Genomic DNA, 18,820 nt, shown 5'->3' with positions numbered 1-18,820 from the left:
TCTTCCAAGCCTTCTCGGATGCGTATCAACGCCATCCGGATTATCGCCCACATTCACAGGTCGAGACGAACTAGTCATCCTCATCGTCTTCATCATCATAGGGCAGCGGTGCAATCCCCGCGGCCTCGTTCGCCATGGCTGCCTGGACGCTGCGCCAGGACAGCGATGCGAGCAGGCCGAACGCCAATATCGCCACACCCGTCGCCAGCAGAATGACCTCCGCCACCAGCGGCAGGCCAAGCTCCAGCTTGCCCGAAACCAGCGCCGCGCCGATCAGGCAGACCAGCACGCCGGCATAGATCGCCGGGCGGATCAGCTTGACCGCTGCAGGAGCCGGCACCTCGCTCATGACGCGCGCTTGTTCGGCATGACCGCGGCAATGCCCAACCGGACCCCGGCATAGAGCAGCCCCAGCGCGATCGGCATCAGCGCCAGCGCCCACAGACTCGGCATCGCCCCGGCAAACATCGCGCCGATCACCGTGCCCGACGAATAGATCATCGGCAGGCCGAACAGCAGGCACATCAGGGCGATCACGCCGAGCATGACCCGGTCCATCACGCTCTTGGACTTCGGTGCCGGTGTCTCGTCAGGCGTCTCGCCGCTCATCGCCCTACCACCACTTCGCCGGCTTGGCCGTGAAGCCCGCCGCATCCTCGAGCGCGGCGCCGACGGTGAACATCGTCTCCTCGTCGAGCGCCTTGGTAATGATCTGCAGCCCCAGCGGCAGGCCATCCTTGTCGAGCCCGGCGGGCACCGACATGGCGGGCACACCGGCCAGATTGGCGGTCACGGTGAAGACGTCATTGAGATACATCGCGATCGGATCATTCGACTTCGACCCCAGCGGGAAGGCCGCAGACGGTGCCGACGGCGTCAGGATGGCGTCGACCTTCTCGAAGGCCTGGTCGAAATCCTGCAGGATGCGCGTGCGCACCTTCTGGGCGCGCAGATAATACGCATCATAATACCCGGCCGAGAGCACATAGGTGCCGATCATGATGCGGCGCTGTACCTCATTGCCGAAGCCGGCCGCGCGGGTCTTCTCATAGGTCTCGGTCAGGTCCTTGCCCTCGACGCGATTGCCGTAGCGCATGCCGTCATAGCGGGCGAGATTGGACGAGGCTTCCGCCGGCGCGACGATGTAATAGGCCGGCAGGGCGTATTTGGTGTGCGGCAGGGAGATATCCACGATCTCGCAGCCGGCAGCTTTAAGCCATTCAATGCCCTGCTGCCAGGCCTTCTCGATCTCGTCGGGCATGCCATCGACGCGGTATTCCTTCGGCACGCCAATGCGCAGGCCTTTGACCGAGCGGCCACAGGCGGCAACGAAATCGGGCACGTCGTTGGGCAGCGAGGTCGAATCCTTGGCATCATGGCCCGACATCGCCTGCAGCAGAATGGCGCCATCCTTGACCGTCTTGGCGAAGGGACCGGGATGATCGAGCGAGGAGGCAAAGGCGATCGCGCCCCAGCGCGAAGTGCGGCCATAGGTGCCCTTCACGCCGACGGTGCCGGTGAAGGCAGCGGGCTGGCGAATCGAGCCGCCGGTATCGGTGCCCGTAGCGCCAAAGCACAGATCAGCGGCAACCGCCGTTGCAGAGCCACCCGAAGAACCGCCCGGCGTCAGGGTCTCGCCCTTGGCGCCCTTCCAGGGATTATTGACCGGGCCGGTATTGGAGGTCTCGTTGGAGGAGCCCATCGCGAACTCGTCCATCGAGGTCTTGCACAGGAAGACACCGCCATGATCCCACCAGGACTGGGTCACGGTAGATTCGTAGGGCGGCTTGAAGCCCTTGAGGATGTTCGAGGAGGCCGTCGTCGAGACGCCCTCGACCGCGAACAGATCCTTGATCGCCAGCGGGGCGCCTTCGAGCAGGCCGCCCTCGCCGCGCGCCAGACGCTCGTCGGAGGCTTTCGCCATCGCCATGGTCTTGGCTTCGTCAAAGGCCGTGAAGGCATTCAGCTTGGGCTGAGCCGACTGGGCGGCCGCGAGCGCCTCTTTCGCCAGCTCGGTGGCCGAGACTTCGCGTGCCCGCAGCTTGGCGGTGACCGCTTCGAGGGAGAGTTTGAGGAGTTCGCTCATGATCTCTATTCCACGCTCTTGGGCACAACGAAAAACCCGTCTTCACTGCTGGGCGCATTGGCCAGCACCTTGTCGCGAATCCCGCCATCATTGACGACATCCTCGCGCTGCGGCAGCGGGAACTTGACCGGTGTGGTCATCGGCTCGACGCCTTCGATATCGACCTCGTCGAGCTGTTTGATCCAGTCGAGAATGCCATTCAACTCGCCTACCAGCGTGTCGATACGGTCTTTCGGTTCAGCAAGGCGTGCAAGCCGGGCAATGCGGCGCACATCATCAGCGGTGACGGACATGGAAATCAGCTCCGGGCAATCGATGCCGACTGAGTAGCAATACGTCTTCGCAGGTGCAAGAAAGCTTGACGGCAAACCGCACTCGGAGCATTTCGACCTTATGGCCCTGATTGACCTTGAAGACTTAGCCCAAGGCCCGATCCTTGCGCTCGATCCGGGCTCCAAGACGATTGGCGTGGCCTCATGCGGTGCCAGCCGCGGCCTCGCCACGCCGGTGGAAACCATCCAGCGCACCAAGTTCACGCACGACGCCAAGCGCATTTTCCAGCTCTATGACGAGCGCAAGGCCGTCGGCCTCGTGATCGGCCTGCCTTACAATATGGATGGCACCGAGGGCGCACGCGCCCAGTCCTCCCGCGCCCTGGCGCGCAATCTGCTCGGCCTGCGCGATATCCCCATCATCTTCCAGGACGAGCGCCTCTCCACCTTCGAGGCCACCGAGGCGCTGATTGCCGCCGGGATGCGCCGTGATCGCCGCAAACAGGTGATCGATGCCCATGCCGCCGCCAATATCCTGCGCAGCGTGCTCGACCGGCTGGAGCATTTGTAAGCCATGATCCTCGCCGCCCTCTTCCCGATTTTCGGTGTCATCGCGATCGGCTGGCTGCTGCGCCGCTCCGGCCTGCTGCCCGATAATAGCTGGGGGCCCGTCTCGCGCCTCGCCTATCTCGGCCTCTCCCCGGCCCTGCTGTTTACCGCCATTGCCCGCGCCGACCTCTCCTCCATCACGCTGGGGCCCTTCCTGATCGCCTCCGTCCTCGGCTTCATGGCCATGGCCGTGATCATGCTGGCACTCAAGCCGCTGCTGAAAATCCCCGACCCGACCTATACCAGCGTCTTCCAGGCGGTGTGCCGCTGGAACGGGATGCTGATCCTGGCGCTCGGCATCGCGCTGTTCGGCGACCAGGGCGAAATCCTCGTCGCGCTGGTGATGGTGGTCTCCATCCCGCTGGTGAATATCGAATGCGTTGCGGCCCTGGCGGTCTGGGGCGAAGGCGCGGCACCGAACTGGCGCTCCATCGTCTACCGCATCATCACCAACCCGCTGATCCTTGGCTCGGTCGCCGGTGGTGTGGTGAACCTGGCCCACATCCCCGTCCCGGCCGCCGTCATCGATACGCTGACCCTGCTCGGCCAGGCCGCCCTGCCGCTGATCCTGCTCTCGGTCGGGGCCGGCCTCAATTTCACCACCCTGCGCGCCCGGCCACGCCTGCTGGCCCTGTCCGTCTTCCTCAAACTGATGATCGGCCCGCTGGTCTTCTACGGGGTGGGCAAGGCGATGGGCCTGGAAGGCATTCCGCTCACCATCCTCCTGCTGACCGGATCCTCACCCGGCGCCGGCTCGGCCTATGTCCTGGCGCAGCAAATGGGCGGTGACGCGCCCTATTCCGCCGGCGACATCACGGCTTCAACGCTGTTCTGCTTCGTGACGATCCCGTTCTGGCTGTGGCTGCTGGGCTAGACAGCCATTGAGCCAGGCGTCCGGACAGACGCGGCTTGCCGGTCTCGCCGGATCGAATTACCAATAGGACTGGGCTTGCTCCGGCGAGCCGGATCTTGTCGTTGGGAGGGAATGTCATGGCTTACAAGGGCACACTCAGTCGCCGCTCATTTCTGACGCAGGTGACCGGCGGTGTATTGGGGGCGGGTGCCGGCGCACTGATCGGCGGTAGCGCTACAGCACAAACCTATACTGGCGTATCGGACTCGGATGGCGGGGCCTATGCGGATCAGGCCGGGTATGGACGCAGCGGCGGCGCGCGCGCAGGCGGCTCCGGCTTAACCGATAGTGACAGCGGCGCCGCCGCAGATCCGGCCGGGAATGGCCGTGGATCAGGCGGCACCGGCGCACAGGGCTTTTCCGATCAGGACAGTGGTGCAATGGCGGATCCGGCCGGTCGTGGCCGGGGGGCGAGCGCCGGCTCGGGCGCATCCGGCTATACCGACACCGACAGCGGAGCGGTCGCAGATCAAGCCGGTCGAGGGCGCGGACCGGCAGTCCAGCACCCGGCTCAGCCGGACGGCCCGGTCAAAGGCGAACTCCCGGATCCAACCCTGCACTGGAACAGGCGGCCGGGTTGGGGGGGCTGACGCGGTCGAGATTGCTGGTGGAGGGGGCTTTGAGGTTGGGGTGACGGCGCCAATCCTCACAAGCGCAACGCTCTCCTTCTCCGTGAGGAGAAGGTGCCGCGGACTTGAACCGGGGCGGATGAGGCGGGCAAAATCACCGTGGGCAATTGGCGGGAGCGGGCAAGTTCTGATGCGTATCCATTGCCCGCCTCACCCGCCCTGCCGGGCACCCTCTCCTCGCGGAGAGGGAAAGCTACCCACCCAGGCAAAACCGCTCGCCCTCATCAGCCAGCCCGAACCCGGCCGCCTCGACCACGCCGCGCTCCGGCGCATCGGGATAGCGCACCGCATTGGTGTGATTGAAATGGATGAAGCGCACCTTGGCGCGCTCTGAGGCCGGCAGGCTGGCAAAGCGGTCCATCGAATGCGTGATAAAGGGATGGGGAAAGCCCGACATGTCGCGGCCGGGGATTTCGCCATTGGCGTAGAAAGTGGCATCGAGATAGGCGACATCCACCGAGGCGATCATGTCCTCGATGCGGGTGCCGAGCGCCTCCCACTCCTCCCAGCTATCGATATCGGGGATGAAAAGCGCGGAACGCTCCGGCCCCTCGATGCGATAACCGACGACTTCGGAAAATTCCTGCCGGTGCGGCACCTCGAACGGCGTCACCCGCACCCGGTCCAGCACGACAGCTTCACCGGCCACCATCGGCTGCAGGGCGATATTCTCATAGCGCACCAGCTGGCTCCACGGCCCGTTGGCGGTGAGGAAATCCGCCATGCGTGGCATCGCATACACCGGCACGGCGTGTGCCCCCATGCTCTCATGACCGAGAAACATCAGGCCGGTGTAATGGCCGATATGGGCGTGGGTGAGAAACACGCCGTCCAGCCCGGGCCGCGCCTCGACCGGCATTGCCTGATCAAGCCGGTAGAGCTCTTCGCGCATGTCCGGTGTCGCCTCGAACATCAGACGCTGCCCTCTGGTGCGGTCCACCACCCCCAGCGATGTCGCCAGTCGTCGCAGCGACGGATCCGCCCAGGCCGGATCCTCGGCATGCCCCATTTGCGGCCCGCCACCATCCTGGGAAACACCCAGCACTATCAGTTCGACACCGCATTGCGGCGCCTCCTGTGCCTGCGCAGAAGCGGAAAACAGGGCGATGGCGGCCGCAAACAGCGCTACCACCGCGGCGACAAGGGCGATCATCACAGCCGGCATAGGTTTTTTCATCGCGCAACTGAGCCGCACCATGGCACAGGCGTCAAGGCCCACGGCCTTGCCCAGCCACCCTGCGCCACTCAATATACCGCTCCCCTTTGGCTACTCCGGATATCCCGCCATGCGCCTTACCCTGATCCAGCTCGGCGAAACCAATCCACGCCTGCGCGACCGGTTCGAGCGCTATCCGCCGCTGTTCGAGACTTTCTTCGCCAGCGCCGGGGCCGAGATCGACTGGCAAAGCGTCTATGTGCTCGATGGGCAAGCCCTGCCCGATCCGGCCGGACTGGAGGGCCTGGTCTTCTCCGGCTCGAAATACGGCGTCTATGACAGTCCCGTCTGGATCGAGCCGCTGCGTGATTTCATCCGCGCCGCCTATGCCGCCAAAATACCGATGCTCGGGATCTGTTTCGGGCACCAGATCATCGCCGATGCGCTCGGCGGCGATGTCCGTCTCGCCCCCAATGGCTGGCAATTGGGCCGCCAGACCTATCGCTTCACCGGCGATCGCCCGGCCTGTTTCGACGAACTGCCGCCTGAGATTTCCCTGCTCGCCAGCCATCAGGACCAGGTCATCACCCCGCCCGCGAGCGCCACAACCTTCCTGAGCTCGCCCGGCTGCCCCCATGCCGGCCTCGTCTATGAGAATGGCGCCACCATCAGCCTCCAGCCCCACCCCGAATTCACCCGCCCCATCGCCGGCGCCCTGATCGAGCTACGCAAAGGCAATCCGCTCAGCGCCGACGAGGCCGCGGCACTGGTGCAGCACATGGACGAACCGCTCGATGATCTGGCTGTCGCACGCGCCCTGGCGCGGTTTCTCGGCGCAGCCTGACGCCAACTTTCCTTCTATAAATCCAACCCTTGTCATCCCGGACGGATGCCCCGCGAATGCGGGGCGCAGATCCGGGACCCAGACGGCCGGGCTTTGGCGCGTCAGCAGCAAGGCGGCAGAAACCTGCCCCGCCGCGCACTGGATTTTCGATGCCGGGTCTGGGTCCCTGATCTGCGCCCGGATCGCTTCGCGTCCGGCCATCCGCCTGCCCCCGCGAAGGCGAGGGTCAGGGATGACAAGTTTTTGTGCGCGGTAATGGGCCACGCGATCACCCAGCTTCGCTGCGGGGAGAACCTCCCCCCTTGCCACGCCCCGCCTCGCCGCCTATACCGCGCCGACCCCTGCAACGGGTCGCTTTCAAGCGGGAGGCGGGATGAGCCGCGCGGAATTTTCCTACGATTTCCCTCACCGTCACCTTCTCTCGGTGGCCGACCTCAATCCTGTTGATATCGCGATCATTTTCGAGCGCGCGGAAGCCTTTCTCAAACGCAACCGGACACCGGACAAGTCCTCCGACGAGCTGCGCGGGCTGACCGTGCTCAACCTCTTCTTCGAGGCCTCGACGCGCACCCAGGGCAGTTTCGAGATGGCGGGCAAGCGGCTCGGTGCCGATGTGGTGAATTTCGCCATGGCCTCCTCCTCGGCCTCCAAGGGCGAGAGCCTGTCGGATACGGCGCGCACCCTGGCGGCGATGCGGCCCGATATTCTCGTCGTGCGCCATTCCGCGACCGGGGCGCCGAAATTCCTCGCCGATGCGACCGGGCTTTCCGTGATCAATGCCGGCGACGGCATGCATGAACACCCGACCCAGGCCCTGCTCGACAGTTTCACCCTGGCCCAGCGCTGGGGCTCTGTCGGCGGGCGGCGGATCCTGATCGTCGGCGATATCCTGCACAGCCGCGTCGCGCGCTCCAATATCGGCCTGCTGAACATTCTCGGCGCCGAGATCCGCCTGTGCGCGCCGCCCACCCTGCTGCCGAACGATGTCGACCAATGGGGCGTTGATGTCTTCCATGATCTCGACGAGGCGCTTGTGGGCTGCGACGCCGTCATGGCTCTGCGGCAGCAAAAGGAGCGCATGACCGGTGGTTTCGTGCCGTCGGAACGCGAATTCTTCCATCTGTTCGGCCTGACGCATGAGCGGCTGGAGGTCGCCTCGCCGGATGTGCTGGTGATGCACCCCGGCCCGATGAATCGCGGCGTGGAAATTCATACCCGCCTGGCCGATGATCCGGAGATCAGCGTCATCCTCGACCAGGTCGAGAGCGGGGTTGCCGTGCGCATGGCGATGCTGGAACTGATCGGCGCCAATATCCGAAAAGGGTATGGATCATGATGTTTGCCATCATCAATGCGCGCCTGGTTGACCCGGCCAGCGATTATGACGGCCCCGGCGGGGTCGTGGTCGAGGACGGTGTGATTGTCGAGGTCGGACCCGATATCGATATCGATGCCTGCGACGAGATCATCGATGCTTGCGGACGCATCCTCGCCCCGGCCCTGATCGATCTACGCGCCGCCAAGGAACCCGGCCTCACCCCCGATGGTGAAACGCTGACCTCGCTGGCGGCGGCCGCCGCGCGTGGCGGTGTCGGCACTGTGATGCTGGCCCCCAATTCGCGCACCCCCAATGACAGCCCCGACAGCCTCGCCGCGCTGGTGCGCAGTTTCGGCGATCACGGCGTGCGCTTCCTGGCGACCGGCGCCGCCACCACCGGTCTGGCCGGCGAGCAGATGGCCGAGATCGGGCTGCTGGCGCGATGCGGTGCGGTGATGATCGGCAATGGTGACCGGCCGATCCGCGACAGCCGCGTGATGCGGCGTGTGCTGGCCTATTCCAGCCAGTTCGATTTCTGGCTCGCTTCACGCCCGGCCGATGCCGAACTCTCCGCCGGCACGGTGGCGCTGGAGAGCGACTGGTCGGCGCGCATGGGCCTGCCCTCCGAGCCGGCCATCTCCGAGCGCATCGCCATCGAGCGCGATGCCAGCCTGGCGGAACTCTCCGGGGGCAAGCTGCTGATCGACCGCCTCTCGACCGAGGCCGGTCTGGATGCCCTGCGCCATGTCCGGGTCCGCGATACCGAAATCGCGGCGACCGTGGCCGTGGCACACCTCACCCTCAACGAAACCGATGCCGGCGATCTGGACTCGGCCTTCCGCATGGATCCGCCGCTGCGCTCGGAAATGGATCGCCGCGCCCTGGTCGAGGCCGTGGCCAATGGCGAGATCAATGCCGTCGTCTCCGATCACCGTCCCACCCCGTTTGACGACAAGGGCGAGCCCTTCGCCCTGGCGATTGCCGGCACGCTGAGCCTGGAAACCCTGCTCGGCGCCATGCTCGGCCTGGTTCATGACGGCCAGCTGGAGCTGATCGATGCCCTGCGTGTCCTGACCAGCGGTCCCGCCGATCTGCTCGGCCTGCCGCAGGGCCGCATCGCGGCGGGCGCACCGGCCGATCTCATTCTGGTCGATGGCGACATCCCCTGGGTTGTCGATGCCGACGCGCTGGCCTCGCCGCGCGCCAATTGCGCCTGGTCGGGGCGTCGCTTCCAGGGCCGGGTCTTGCAAAGCTTCGTCGGCGGCGTAAAGATACACAACCATGACGGGTAAATCTTGATGGATGCGCTTTACTATCTGATCGCGGCGCTGGGCGGCTATCTGCTCGGCTCCATCCCCTTCGGGCTGGTGATCACCAAGCTGGCCGGGCTCGGCGATATCCGCGCCATCGGCTCGGGCAATATCGGCGCCACCAATGTGCTGCGCACCGGCCGCAAGGACCTGGCCCTGGCCACCCTCCTGCTCGACGCCGGCAAGGCGGGCATCGCGGCGGCGATCTTCGGTTATTTTCTCGGCACCACCGCCGGCCTGATCGCCGGCGCTGCCGCCTTCACCGGGCATTGCTTTCCCGTCTGGCTCAAATTCAAGGGCGGCAAGGGTGTCGCGACGTTCGTCGGCACGGTGCTGGTCGTGTCCTGGCCGGTCGGGCTGACGGTGATTGCCAGCTGGCTGATCACGGCCGCGATTTTCCGCATCTCCTCGCTCGGCGCCCTGGTTGCGGCGCTGGCGGCACCGGTCGCAGCACTGGTGATCGGGCGGCCGGATGTGGCGATCATGACCGGCGTACTCGCGGCGCTGATCTACTGGCTGCACCGCGCCAATATCGCCCGCATCCTCAAGGGTGAGGAACCGCGGATCGGCGGCGGCAAGAAAACCGGCACAGACGGGGCGGCGGCAACAGAGAAGGACGGGGCAGAAACGGAGGACTAGTGGAGCCGGCCGAGCTGAGCTTTACCGAGCGTTGTGACTGGTTGCGCCTGGCAAGAACGCCGCGCATCGGTCCGGTCGGCTTTGCCCGATTGCTCGCCCGCTTCGGCACAGCCGAAGCCGCCCTCGACGCCCTGCCCGGACTCGCCCGCACCCGCGGCGCCCCACGCCCCGACATTCCGCCGCGCACAGCCGCAGAGGCCGAACTAGACGCCATCGACCGCGCCGGCGTGCGCCTGCTGGCCAGTTGCGAGCCCGGCTATCCCCACGCCCTCGCCTGCATCCCCGCCGCACCACCGGTCATCCTCGTCAAGGGACAGCTGGAGCTGGCCACCAGGCCCTGCTGCGCCATGGTTGGCGCCCGCAATGCCTCCGCCGCCGGCCTGCGCTTTGCGCGCGAACTCGCACACGGTCTCGGCAGCGCCGGTGTCACCCTCGTTTCCGGACTGGCGCGCGGCATTGATGGTGCGGCCCACACCGGATCGCTGGAGACAGGCACCATTGCCGTGCTCGCCGGCGGCCTCGACTACATCTATCCGCCCGAGCATTACGAGCTGCACCATGCGATTTCCGAACGCGGCCTGCTGCTCTCCGAAATGCCGCTCGGCAGCCTGCCGACAGCGCGGGACTTTCCACGCCGCAACCGCCTGATCTCCGGACTGTCGACCGGGGTGCTGGTGATTGAGGCAGCGGTGAAATCCGGCTCGCTGATCACTGCCCGCTTCGCCGCCGAACAGGGGCGCGAAGTGATGGCTGTGCCGGGCTCGCCGCTGGATCCGCGCGCCCGCGGCGCCAATCAATTGCTGCGCGACGGCGCGCATCTGATCGAAAGCGTGGAGGATGTGCTGGCGATCCTGGAAAACACCCCTGCCATCCGCGCCGAGAACCCGCCTGCCGCGAACGGGCTGGAGGACGACACACTCGACTTCATCGACTGGCCCGGCCTCGACAGTGCGGACGACGCACCGGCTCAGCCCGCCCCGGCCGAACAGGCAAGACCGCCCGAACAGGCAAGACCGGCCGAACGCATCAAGGCGCTGCTCTCGCCGGTGCCGATCTCGGCCGACGAACTGTCCCGCCAGGCGGACCTGCCGGTCGGTGAAGTCCGGGCGATTGTGCTGGAACTGGAAATCGCCGGGGAAATCGACCTTCTGCCGGGCGGGTTGGTTCAGATGTCGGGATCATCCTGAAGCATGACCGAGCCCTCAAGCTCAACCATCAGGGCCGCAACCTCGATCAAACTGCTGCAACGCCCCAGACCGGCCCGCAGGGCCCGTTCGCTCACTTCACGCAGATCGAGGGCGATCCGGTGCAAGGCGGGGTCTGCGGCCCCTTCAAGGCGTGGCCGTCGGCCGAACAGGTCACGCTGGATGGCCCGTCTCCGGCGGTGCGCCACTCTGGCTGGCATTTTCTCAGGCTTCATCGCCCCCGGCTCCAAAGTCCGGGAAACCTCATACAACCTTTTCGTGCTTTAATCAAATTCGCCCGCTCAATTCCGGGGCAGGTCTAGTCGTCGAGTGCCGCGAGCAGGAGATCGCGGGCCTCCTGGACCTGGCGCGCCAGGGCCGCTGACCCGCCGCCGGTATCGGGATGCAATTTCTTCATCAGGTTACGGTGCGCCTGCCGGATTTCCTCCCGCGTCGCGTCGGGACCGACCGAGAGGATTTCCCGTGCCTCCGACACACTCATTCCGCCGCCGGACTGGGGTGGACGGCCCGATTGCCCCGGGCCGTTCTGGCCGGGCGCATTGACGGCGATGCCCAGCATGCCGAGGCCGAACAGGCCGATGGGGATGCCCAGCGGCATGGCCCCGCGCAGGGTCAGCAGGGCTCCGGCCAGCAGGGCTCCGCCGCCGAGCAGCATGCGCACAAGGCGCGAGGCGCGGGCCGTCTTCTGCCGGGAAAACCACCAGGCAGCGCCGAGAAAGCCTGCGAGGGCGAGGAAACCGAGTAAAAATGCCGCCATATCAGAAGGGGATGGATTGTCCCTCGAGGCCGGAGAGCTTGAGAACGATCAGAAGATCGCGCAATTCCTGCCGCGCCGCGACATGGCTCATCGTGAATGGAAGGGTCGAACCGCTCTCGGTCAGGTCGAGCAGGGTCAGCCCCAGCGGGAAGAGTTCGCGATAGATCACGCGTTCGGCAAAGCCCGGCGCCAGCCGGAAACCGATCCGCTGCGATAGCATTTTGAGGCCTTCGCCGACGCGCCGCTTGTTGCGGGCATCGAGCATGGAAACGCGGTTGCGCATCACGACCCAGTCGATCGAGCGCCGTTCCAGCGCCGCCTTGCGCTTGCGGCATTCCCAGACCATTTCGCTGTAAACGCTGGGCCGCCCGACCTGGAACGTGTCCGGATCGATTTCGGCGAGCAGGTCAAAATCGACAAAACTGTCATTGACCGGCGTGACGATGGTGTCGGCGGAAGAATGCGCCAAGCGCGAATACAACGTGTCGGCACCGGGTGCATCGATGATGATGAAATCGGTACGGGCCTTGAGATCGCCCAGCGCAGTGGAGAAACGCTCGGTCTCCTCCGCCTCGACAATGTCCAGGTCCCGCTGCGCGCTCGGTGCGAGTGCGATTTCCGCCGCCCGCGGCAGCTGGACGCCGTGTTTCTCGCACCAGGCATTCCGGTTGCCGAGATAACGGGAAAAACTGCGTTGGCGCAGATCGAGGTCAAGCGCACCGACGCGCTTGCCCATCCGCATCAATGCCACAGCCAGATGCATGGCGACGGTGGATTTCCCGGCCCCGCCCTTCTCATTGCCGACGACGATGACATGCGCCTCGGCGGCGCCATCGCGTGGCCGGCCGATCGGGCGGGAGGGGAGTTTGAAGGCAGGATGTGTGGTCATGGTTCCGGCAACCTAGTCCGCGCGCCCGCGACGCGACACAAATTCAAGCAGGCCGAGCTGTCAGTGCGGGGCAGCGGGCACGAAATCCGCCAGAGGCAGTCCCGCAAACTCGACAGGCATGCAATAGGCACCGGCACGCTCGATCACGGCGCAGGCCTCGCGCGCCTGGGCCAGGCTATCATAGGGGCCCGCCTCAAGCCGCAGGAAATCGCCGCGGCCCGGCAACGTCACCGCGGCGAGACGCGCCTCGCGGTCGCCCAGCTGCTCCGGAAAGCGCGCCTGCAGCTCGGCCCAGCCGGACACGGCATTGGCATAAATCCGGTAGGAGGCGAGATGGACGCCATGCCACAGGCTCGGCGCATCCAGCATGTCGGCCGGCGCCGGCGGCAGGGAGCCGCCCCCGGCGACGGGCCCGGCGACCGCCGGTCGTGGTGCCGGCTCGGCCAGGGCCTGGGCGAGCGCGCGCAATTCCGGCGCCACGGCGGCCAGGCTTTCAGGGTCATAGCGGGCCCGGCGATCGAGCTCGCGGGCCGCCAGATCGGCAAGCCGCGCGTTCTGGGTCCCGGCGATCGGAGGCAGGGCCGCAACGGCCTCCGGCGCGGTGGCGGCCCCGGTGGTCGCGCAGCCGCCCAGGACGGCGGCAGCAGCCAGCAGGCTGACGAGAAGGTGCGAAGTTTTCATGCCATCACATCTAGACCGAGTCGGGCCGCTTGCCTCCCTCATCGCTTATGATTATGCCGTGGCCAACAGTTTTCCGGTACCACCATGCTCAACCTGCAAATCCCCTCCGCCACAACCGTTTCGTCGCTTCGCGCCCGCATTCGCAGCTGGCGCGATGAGGGGCTGACCGTCGGCTTTGTTCCGACCATGGGGGCCTTGCATGCCGGTCACCTCGCCCTCGTCCAGCTGGCCAAGGCCCAGTGCGACCGGGTCGTGGCCAGCATCTATGTCAATCCGGCCCAGTTCGCGCCCGGGGAGGATTTCGAGGCCTATCCGCGTTCGGTGATCGAGGATTCGCAGCAGCTCACCGAAGCGCATTGCGATCTGATCTATCTGCCGACCACCGAGGTGATCTATCCGGAAGGCTTTGCCACCAGCATTTCCGTCGCCGGGCCCGCCGAAGGGCTGGAGAGCGACGCCCGGCCACATTTTTTCAACGGCGTCGCAACCGTCGTGGCGAAACTGCTCAACCAGGTCCGTCCTGATGTCGCGGTATTCGGCGAGAAGGATTACCAGCAATTACTGGTCATCCGGCAGCTGGTGCGCGATCTCGATCTCGGAGTCGACATCATTGCCGGCGAAACCGTGCGCGAACGCGACGGGCTCGCCCTCTCCTCGCGCAATGCCTATCTGACGCCGCAGGACCGCCAGCGCGCCGCACAACTCAACCGCATTCTCAGGCAGTTTGCCGCCGACCTCGCCGCGGGGAAGACCGTGCCGCAGGCCCGCCAGACAGCGCTGGAGGCCTGCGAGGCCGGCTTTGATGCGGTCGATTATGTCGAGGCCCGCTGCGCCGACACGCTCGCACCGCTCGGCGATGCAGCACTCGAGGTGCCGGCCCGGGTGCTGGCCGCTGTTCGGCTTGGCTCGACGCGGCTGATCGACAATTGTGCAGCCCTGCCTTCCTGACGCCGGAATTGGCGTTAAGCTGGACATCTGGTTTGACGTCGGGACGCTGCGAAATGAAACCCACCCTTTCCCTGGCCGCACTGGCCTGGCTGACCCTGCCCCTGATCGCCTGTGGCCAGCCGGCGGCACCGGAGGCCGAACCGCCGGCGATCGTGCGGCCGCAAGTGGTGCGGCCCGAGATCGTCGCCACCTACCCGCATGACAGCGCCGCCTTCACCCAGGGCCTGTTCATCCATGACGGGGAAATGTTCGAGAGCACCGGCCAGGTCGGCGAATCCAATCTGCGCCGCGTCGAGCTGCAGACCGGGCATGTGCTGCAACAGGTCAATATCAACCCGCCGATCTTTGGCGAGGGCAGCACCCGTATCGGCGACGAGATTTTCATGCTCAGCTGGGTTTCCGGTGCCGGCATGGTGTTCGACGCCGGCTCGTTTGAACTGATCGACCAGTTCTCCTATCCCGGCGAAGGCTGGGGCCTGACCACGGACGGCAACCGGCTGATCCTCTCGGACGGTTCCCCGCAATTGCGCCTGCTCGACCCGGAAACGCGGGAATTGACCGGCACGATCGACGTCACCCTCAATGGCCGTCCGGTGCGGCGGATCAATGAGCTGGAATGGGTGGATGGCGAGATCTGGGCCAATATCTGGCAGACTAGCACCATCGTCCGCATCGATCCGGGGACCGGAAATGTCACCGGGCTGATCGATCTGACGGCGCTGTTGCCGGCAGAGGTGGAAGACCCGCGCGATGCGGTCGCCAATGGCATTGCCGTCAATCACGAGACCGGCCAGATCTATGTCACCGGCAAGCTGTGGCCTGTTCTCTACGAGATTCGCCTGCCTGCCGGCGGCGAATAGAGGCTACCAGGCGCCGATTTCCATCAAGCGGGCCCGGAGCTCGTCGGAGAGGCCTTCTCCGCCCTCACCGGGTGCTGAGAGGTCACGCGGGGCATCCTCGGGCTTGAGATAGCGCCAGCCCTGGAAGGGCCGCTTCGGTGATGGCGCGGTGCGGATCAGTTCCGGCGACATGATGATGGCGCAACGCTTGATCCCGTCCTCACCCTGTACCTGTTCCAGCGCGATGATCTCCGAACGGCATTGCACCGCGCCATTGATCACCCAGTAGAGCGATCCGCCGGCCTCGATCTCATCCTTGCGCGTCGGCATCATCCGCGTGACATGCGCAATGACCTCCGGCTCGCCGGCAGCGCGCCGGGCGAGGATTTCCTGCGTGCGCCAGGACTCGAGTTGCTCGATTTCCTTCACGCCGACACAGAGCTTGATGAGATGCATGACCATGCAGACGGGTTAGGGCGAATCCGCTCTCCGGTCAAAGCTGCAAGACGGGCAATGCCTCAGGCGGCCTGGCGATCCGTGAACCCCTGCGGCGCAGCCAGATCGATATCAAAGGTCTTGGCGCTCTTGGGCAAATCGGCTTGCGGCGCCCCGAAGAATTTGATCTTCAGCTTGACCGCAGCGGTCAGGGCCTGCTTGGCCATCGCTACCAGACCCTCCGTCGAGGTCGATTTTGGTGTCCAGCCGAACCGGCGGCGCAAAAGGCCATTGGCGTAGAGGACCGCATTCTGGCGGCGCGATTGCGGCGTCGAGATCTCGAACGGCACCGAGACATTGATTCCCGACTGGTTCTCGATCCGGTGCGGCCCGTGCAGCGGCCAGTTGATGGCCATGCCGGGATGCAGGTCGAGCATGAAGGCATCCTTGTCCCAGGCCGGGTCAAAATCGATGTCCTCGGTCTTGTCCTTGTGCAGCACGCCCTCGACATCATCCCGGTTGAGATAGGGCAGCCGTGGCGGATATGTGCGGAAACGCTTCACGCCGCGCATGTGCCAGAGCATGGTTTCCGACACGTCCGAGTGCAGGAAGACCTGGGCTGCAGGCGAGGAAATCAGGATGCCGGCCTCGGCCAGGAGCGGCCGGAAACCGGGATTGGCGCGCTTCATGTCAGCCAGCATGGCGTCGAAGATCGGGCGGTATTGCTCATCGAGATCCATCGCATGGCGCAAATTGAGCCAGAGCTTGCCCTTGCGCACCGCCTCGATCAGCTCCATCCCGGTCAAGGCGCCCGGATCCCCGGCCCGCCAGCTGTCATGATCGGTGGCGTCATCGCCCATGGTACAGAAATCGATCAGCTCGCGCGGATGCCGCTCGATCAGGGCCGCCAGCGCCATGTCGGAAAACAGGTGATGTTCGTGATAGTTGTGACGAACAACGGTCGGTTCCCGGCGAAACTTCTGCCGGGCCTCAACTGACCAAGTACTGCTGAAACGCTCCATGAAAGTGTCACGCATTGAACCGGCTCCCTGTGCTCTCCCCTCTGATGAGCAGGATTGGTGCCAGCTTCGCGTCAGGCGGGAATTCAGGCCGCCCCTTCGTCCAGCTCCTGCAGCAGGACGAGAACATCGCCCTCGGCGACCTGGGCGCCGGCCTCGACGCGCATCTCGGCTATGGTGCCATCACGCGGCGGGGCGAGCGCATGTTCCATTTTCATCGCTTCGAGCACGACCAGCGCCTGGCCGCGGACAACAGCGTCACCGGCCGCAACATTGACCGCGAGCACCTTGCCCGGCATCGGCGCCTTGATCGTATCGCCCGCTTCCAGGGCATCGACCGCTGCGTCAGGATGAGACAGGGCGAACAGACTGGTGCAGCCGCGTGACGAAACGAGACAGCCCTGATCGAGCCGTTCAAACTGTGCGATCACGGTCTCGCCATCGGCCCCGGCCTGGAACAGATAGCCATCTTCAAGGGCCTCGACCTCGAGTCCGTCCAGTTCCTGCCGCTCACCGCCGGCCAGGACCGTCAGACAGTCGCCCTCGATCTCCAGCGAGACGTCGATCCGGGTCCCGTCGACCTCGAAGCGGTGACGGATCTGCGGCGCCGCATTCATGCGCCAGCCATCGGCGACATCAAACGGATCGGACAGGTCGGCCAGCAGCGGCGTCAGATCGAGTGCACCGAGCACGGCAAAGCCGGCATCGGCAAGGCTGATCGCAGGCGGCACAAGCGTGTCGAGATGAGTCTCGATGAAACCGGTATTGAGTCGCGCGGCAAGGAAATCCGGATGCATAACGGCGCGGCGCAGGAAACCGGCATTGGTCTTGACCGGCCAGACAACCAGTTCGTCGAGCATCACCGCCAGCCGCAACGCCGCCTCGTGACGGGTCTCGCCATGGGCAATCAGCTTGGCGATCATCGGATCATAGTGGAGCGAGACCTCGCCGCCCTCCTCGACCCCCGTCTCGACCCGCGCCTCGACATCGTCTTCAGGCAGGTCGAGCCGGTGCAGCGCACCGATCGAGGGCAGGAAGCCGTTGACCGGGTCCTCGGCATAGAGCCGGGCCTCGATGGCATGGCCGTGCAGGCCGATCATGTCCTGTTCCGGCACCGAACCACCGGCGGCGACGGTGAGCTGCAACTCGACCAGATCAAGGCCGGTGACCATTTCGGTGACCGGGTGCTCGACCTGAAGCCGGGTATTCATCTCCATGAAGAAGAAACCGTCTTCGTTCAGCTCGCCCGAACCGTCGACGATGAATTCCACCGTACCGGCGCCGACATAATTGACGGCCTTGGCGGCATTGATGGCGGCGGAACACATGGCGGTGCGCACGGCCGGCGTCATGCCCGGCGCGGGGGCTTCCTCGATCACTTTCTGGTGGCGGCGCTGCAGCGAGCAATCGCGCTCATACATGTGCACGACACGGCCACGGCTGTCGCCGAAGACCTGGACCTCGATATGACGCGGATTGGTGATGAATTTCTCGATCAGCACCCGGTCATCGCCAAAGCTCTTGAGCGCCTCGCGCTTGCAGCTCTCCAGATCGGCGAGGAAGTCGCGCTCATGGGCGACCTTGCGCATGCCCTTGCCGCCGCCACCGGCGACGGCCTTGATCAGGACCGGATAGCCGATGGCGCCGGCCGCATCCTTGAGCAATTCGGGATCCTGGTTCTCGCCATGATAGCCGGGCGTGACGGGCACACCGGCGGCTTCCATCAGCGCCTTGGCGCGGTCCTTCAGACCCATCGCCCGAATCGACTCGGCCGAGGGGCCGACAAAGATGATGCCGTTCTCGCTGCACGCTTCGGCAAAGGCGGCGTTTTCCGACAGGAAGCCATAGCCGGGATGGATCGCATCGGCGCCGCACTGGACAGCCGCGGCAATAATCTTGTCGGCGCGCAGATAGCTTTCCGCCGCCGGGGCCGGTCCGATCGCAACGGCGTCATCGGCCATGCGAACATGCAGCGCCTCGCTGTCGGCTTCGGAATAGACCGCGACGCATCGAATCCCCATTCGCTGCGCCGTGCGCATGATGCGGCAGGCAATTTCACCGCGATTGGCAATCAGGAGTGTCTTGATCATGGCGTATCCGGCTCAGGTTTCGCTTCCGGTCGCCGGTATCGCACAGCCCGATCCAGGAGGAAACGAAAGATGCTGATTTGCCGCCCCGCGGGCCCGGCCAGCAGTGCTCGACGCTTGGAAAGGGGCCGCACCTGCCGCTAGGTTTGGTTTCGAGGCGATGGGGCCTGTCCGGTAGCCGCCT

At 65.4% G+C, this 18,820-nt stretch carries 21 protein-coding genes; 9 read left to right on the top strand and 12 right to left on the bottom strand.

Going from position 1 to position 18,820, the window contains the following annotated elements; translation table 11 throughout:
* Window positions 1-70: 70 nt before the first annotated feature.
* The 4 genes from ACN0YF_RS05730 to gatC are packed head-to-tail and all read right to left on the bottom strand — an operon-like array spanning window position 71 to window position 2,379.
* Window positions 71-349 carry a hypothetical protein gene (locus ACN0YF_RS05730; protein WP_417493655.1) on the bottom strand — a complete coding sequence of 93 codons (279 nt, stop codon included), beginning with the start codon at window positions 347-349 and terminating at the stop codon, window positions 71-73.
* Window positions 346-609 carry a hypothetical protein gene (locus ACN0YF_RS05725; RefSeq protein WP_417493654.1) on the bottom strand — a complete coding sequence of 88 codons (264 nt, stop codon included), beginning with the start codon at window positions 607-609 and terminating at the stop codon, window positions 346-348. The genes ACN0YF_RS05730 and ACN0YF_RS05725 overlap by 4 nt, the downstream gene beginning before the upstream one ends.
* Before the next feature lie 4 nt (window positions 610-613).
* Entirely contained in the window at window positions 614-2,086 is a 1,473-nt protein-coding gene (gene gatA, locus ACN0YF_RS05720) for an Asp-tRNA(Asn)/Glu-tRNA(Gln) amidotransferase subunit GatA (protein WP_417493653.1), read from the bottom strand.
* Between the two features lie 5 nt (window positions 2,087-2,091).
* Window positions 2,092-2,379: an Asp-tRNA(Asn)/Glu-tRNA(Gln) amidotransferase subunit GatC gene (gene gatC, locus ACN0YF_RS05715; protein ID WP_339741698.1), complete on the bottom strand. Its 288-nt coding sequence runs from the start codon at window positions 2,377-2,379 to the stop codon at window positions 2,092-2,094.
* A 100-nt stretch (window positions 2,380-2,479) separates the two neighbouring features.
* On the opposite strand from gatC, the gene ruvX reads away from it, so the two are divergent.
* Together ruvX and ACN0YF_RS05705 are read left to right on the top strand one after the other, a co-directional pair.
* Window positions 2,480-2,929, top strand: a complete 450-nt coding sequence (ruvX, locus tag ACN0YF_RS05710) for a Holliday junction resolvase RuvX (RefSeq protein WP_417482038.1) — start codon at window positions 2,480-2,482, stop codon at window positions 2,927-2,929.
* 3 nt (window positions 2,930-2,932) lie between these two features.
* On the top strand, window positions 2,933-3,841 hold the full coding sequence (locus tag ACN0YF_RS05705) for an AEC family transporter (protein ID WP_417493652.1): 909 nt from the start codon (window positions 2,933-2,935) through the stop codon (window positions 3,839-3,841).
* Between the two features lie 861 nt (window positions 3,842-4,702).
* Here the strand turns inward: ACN0YF_RS05705 and ACN0YF_RS05700 are convergent.
* On the bottom strand, window positions 4,703-5,686 hold the full coding sequence (locus tag ACN0YF_RS05700; protein WP_417493651.1) for an MBL fold metallo-hydrolase: 984 nt from the start codon (window positions 5,684-5,686) through the stop codon (window positions 4,703-4,705).
* Between the two features lie 109 nt (window positions 5,687-5,795).
* Between ACN0YF_RS05700 and ACN0YF_RS05695 the strand changes: the two genes are divergently transcribed.
* The 5 genes from ACN0YF_RS05695 (at window position 5,796) to dprA (ending at window position 10,963) form a co-directional block, all read left to right on the top strand.
* Window positions 5,796-6,509, top strand: coding sequence for a type 1 glutamine amidotransferase (locus ACN0YF_RS05695; RefSeq protein WP_417493650.1), 714 nt, complete (start codon window positions 5,796-5,798; stop codon window positions 6,507-6,509).
* 373 nt (window positions 6,510-6,882) lie between these two features.
* On the top strand, window positions 6,883-7,845 hold the full coding sequence (locus ACN0YF_RS05690; RefSeq protein ID WP_417482035.1) for an aspartate carbamoyltransferase catalytic subunit: 963 nt from the start codon (window positions 6,883-6,885) through the stop codon (window positions 7,843-7,845).
* Window positions 7,842-9,119, top strand: a complete 1,278-nt coding sequence (locus tag ACN0YF_RS05685; protein WP_417493649.1) for a dihydroorotase — start codon at window positions 7,842-7,844, stop codon at window positions 9,117-9,119. The genes ACN0YF_RS05690 and ACN0YF_RS05685 overlap by 4 nt, the downstream gene beginning before the upstream one ends.
* A gap of 6 nt (window positions 9,120-9,125) precedes the next feature.
* Window positions 9,126-9,776 carry a glycerol-3-phosphate 1-O-acyltransferase PlsY gene (plsY, locus tag ACN0YF_RS05680; RefSeq protein WP_417493648.1) on the top strand — a complete coding sequence of 217 codons (651 nt, stop codon included), beginning with the start codon at window positions 9,126-9,128 and terminating at the stop codon, window positions 9,774-9,776.
* Entirely contained in the window at window positions 9,776-10,963 is a 1,188-nt protein-coding gene (dprA, locus tag ACN0YF_RS05675; protein ID WP_417493647.1) for a DNA-processing protein DprA, read from the top strand. Before plsY ends, dprA begins: the two co-directional genes overlap by 1 nt.
* Here the strand turns inward: dprA and ACN0YF_RS05670 are convergent.
* The 4 genes from ACN0YF_RS05670 to ACN0YF_RS05655 form a co-directional block, all read right to left on the bottom strand.
* A complete protein-coding gene (locus ACN0YF_RS05670) occupies window positions 10,942-11,181 on the bottom strand; it encodes a hypothetical protein (protein ID WP_417493646.1) in 240 nt (79 codons plus the stop codon). The two genes, dprA and ACN0YF_RS05670, sit on opposite strands and share 22 nt — an antisense overlap.
* A 98-nt stretch (window positions 11,182-11,279) precedes the next feature.
* On the bottom strand, window positions 11,280-11,738 hold the full coding sequence (locus ACN0YF_RS05665; protein WP_417493645.1) for a DnaJ domain-containing protein: 459 nt from the start codon (window positions 11,736-11,738) through the stop codon (window positions 11,280-11,282).
* Window position 11,739: 1 nt separating this feature from the next.
* On the bottom strand, window positions 11,740-12,627 hold the full coding sequence (locus ACN0YF_RS05660) for a division plane positioning ATPase MipZ (RefSeq protein ID WP_417482030.1): 888 nt from the start codon (window positions 12,625-12,627) through the stop codon (window positions 11,740-11,742).
* 60 nt (window positions 12,628-12,687) lie between these two features.
* Window positions 12,688-13,308 (bottom strand): hypothetical protein, encoded by a 621-nt coding sequence (locus ACN0YF_RS05655; RefSeq protein ID WP_417493644.1) that lies wholly within the window; start codon window positions 13,306-13,308, stop codon window positions 12,688-12,690.
* Window positions 13,309-13,392: 84 nt separating this feature from the next.
* Here ACN0YF_RS05655 and panC point away from each other — a divergent pair, with 84 nt between their 5' ends.
* Window positions 13,393-14,256 (top strand): pantoate--beta-alanine ligase, encoded by an 864-nt coding sequence (panC, locus tag ACN0YF_RS05650; RefSeq protein WP_417493643.1) that lies wholly within the window; start codon window positions 13,393-13,395, stop codon window positions 14,254-14,256.
* Window positions 14,257-14,309: 53 nt separating this feature from the next.
* Window positions 14,310-15,116, top strand: coding sequence for a glutaminyl-peptide cyclotransferase (locus ACN0YF_RS05645; RefSeq protein WP_417493642.1), 807 nt, complete (start codon window positions 14,310-14,312; stop codon window positions 15,114-15,116).
* Between the two features lie 3 nt (window positions 15,117-15,119).
* Here the strand turns inward: ACN0YF_RS05645 and ACN0YF_RS05640 are convergent, their stop codons facing one another.
* From ACN0YF_RS05640 to ACN0YF_RS05630, 3 genes are all read right to left on the bottom strand, one after another.
* On the bottom strand, window positions 15,120-15,557 hold the full coding sequence (locus ACN0YF_RS05640; protein WP_417493641.1) for a DUF1489 family protein: 438 nt from the start codon (window positions 15,555-15,557) through the stop codon (window positions 15,120-15,122).
* Window positions 15,558-15,613: 56 nt separating this feature from the next.
* A complete protein-coding gene (locus ACN0YF_RS05635; RefSeq protein WP_417482025.1) occupies window positions 15,614-16,567 on the bottom strand; it encodes a hypothetical protein in 954 nt (317 codons plus the stop codon).
* 68 nt (window positions 16,568-16,635) lie between these two features.
* Complete coding sequence (locus tag ACN0YF_RS05630) at window positions 16,636-18,639, bottom strand: acetyl/propionyl/methylcrotonyl-CoA carboxylase subunit alpha (RefSeq protein ID WP_417493640.1); 2,004 nt, start codon at window positions 18,637-18,639, stop codon at window positions 16,636-16,638.
* Between the last annotated feature and the right edge of the window lie 181 nt (window positions 18,640-18,820).

Source organism: Maricaulis sp., from assembly GCF_048270265.1.
Taxonomy (GTDB): Bacteria; Pseudomonadota; Alphaproteobacteria; order Caulobacterales; family Maricaulaceae; genus Maricaulis.
Note: the sequence above shows the minus strand (reverse complement) of the source record. Positions and strands in the feature narration are given on the sequence as shown.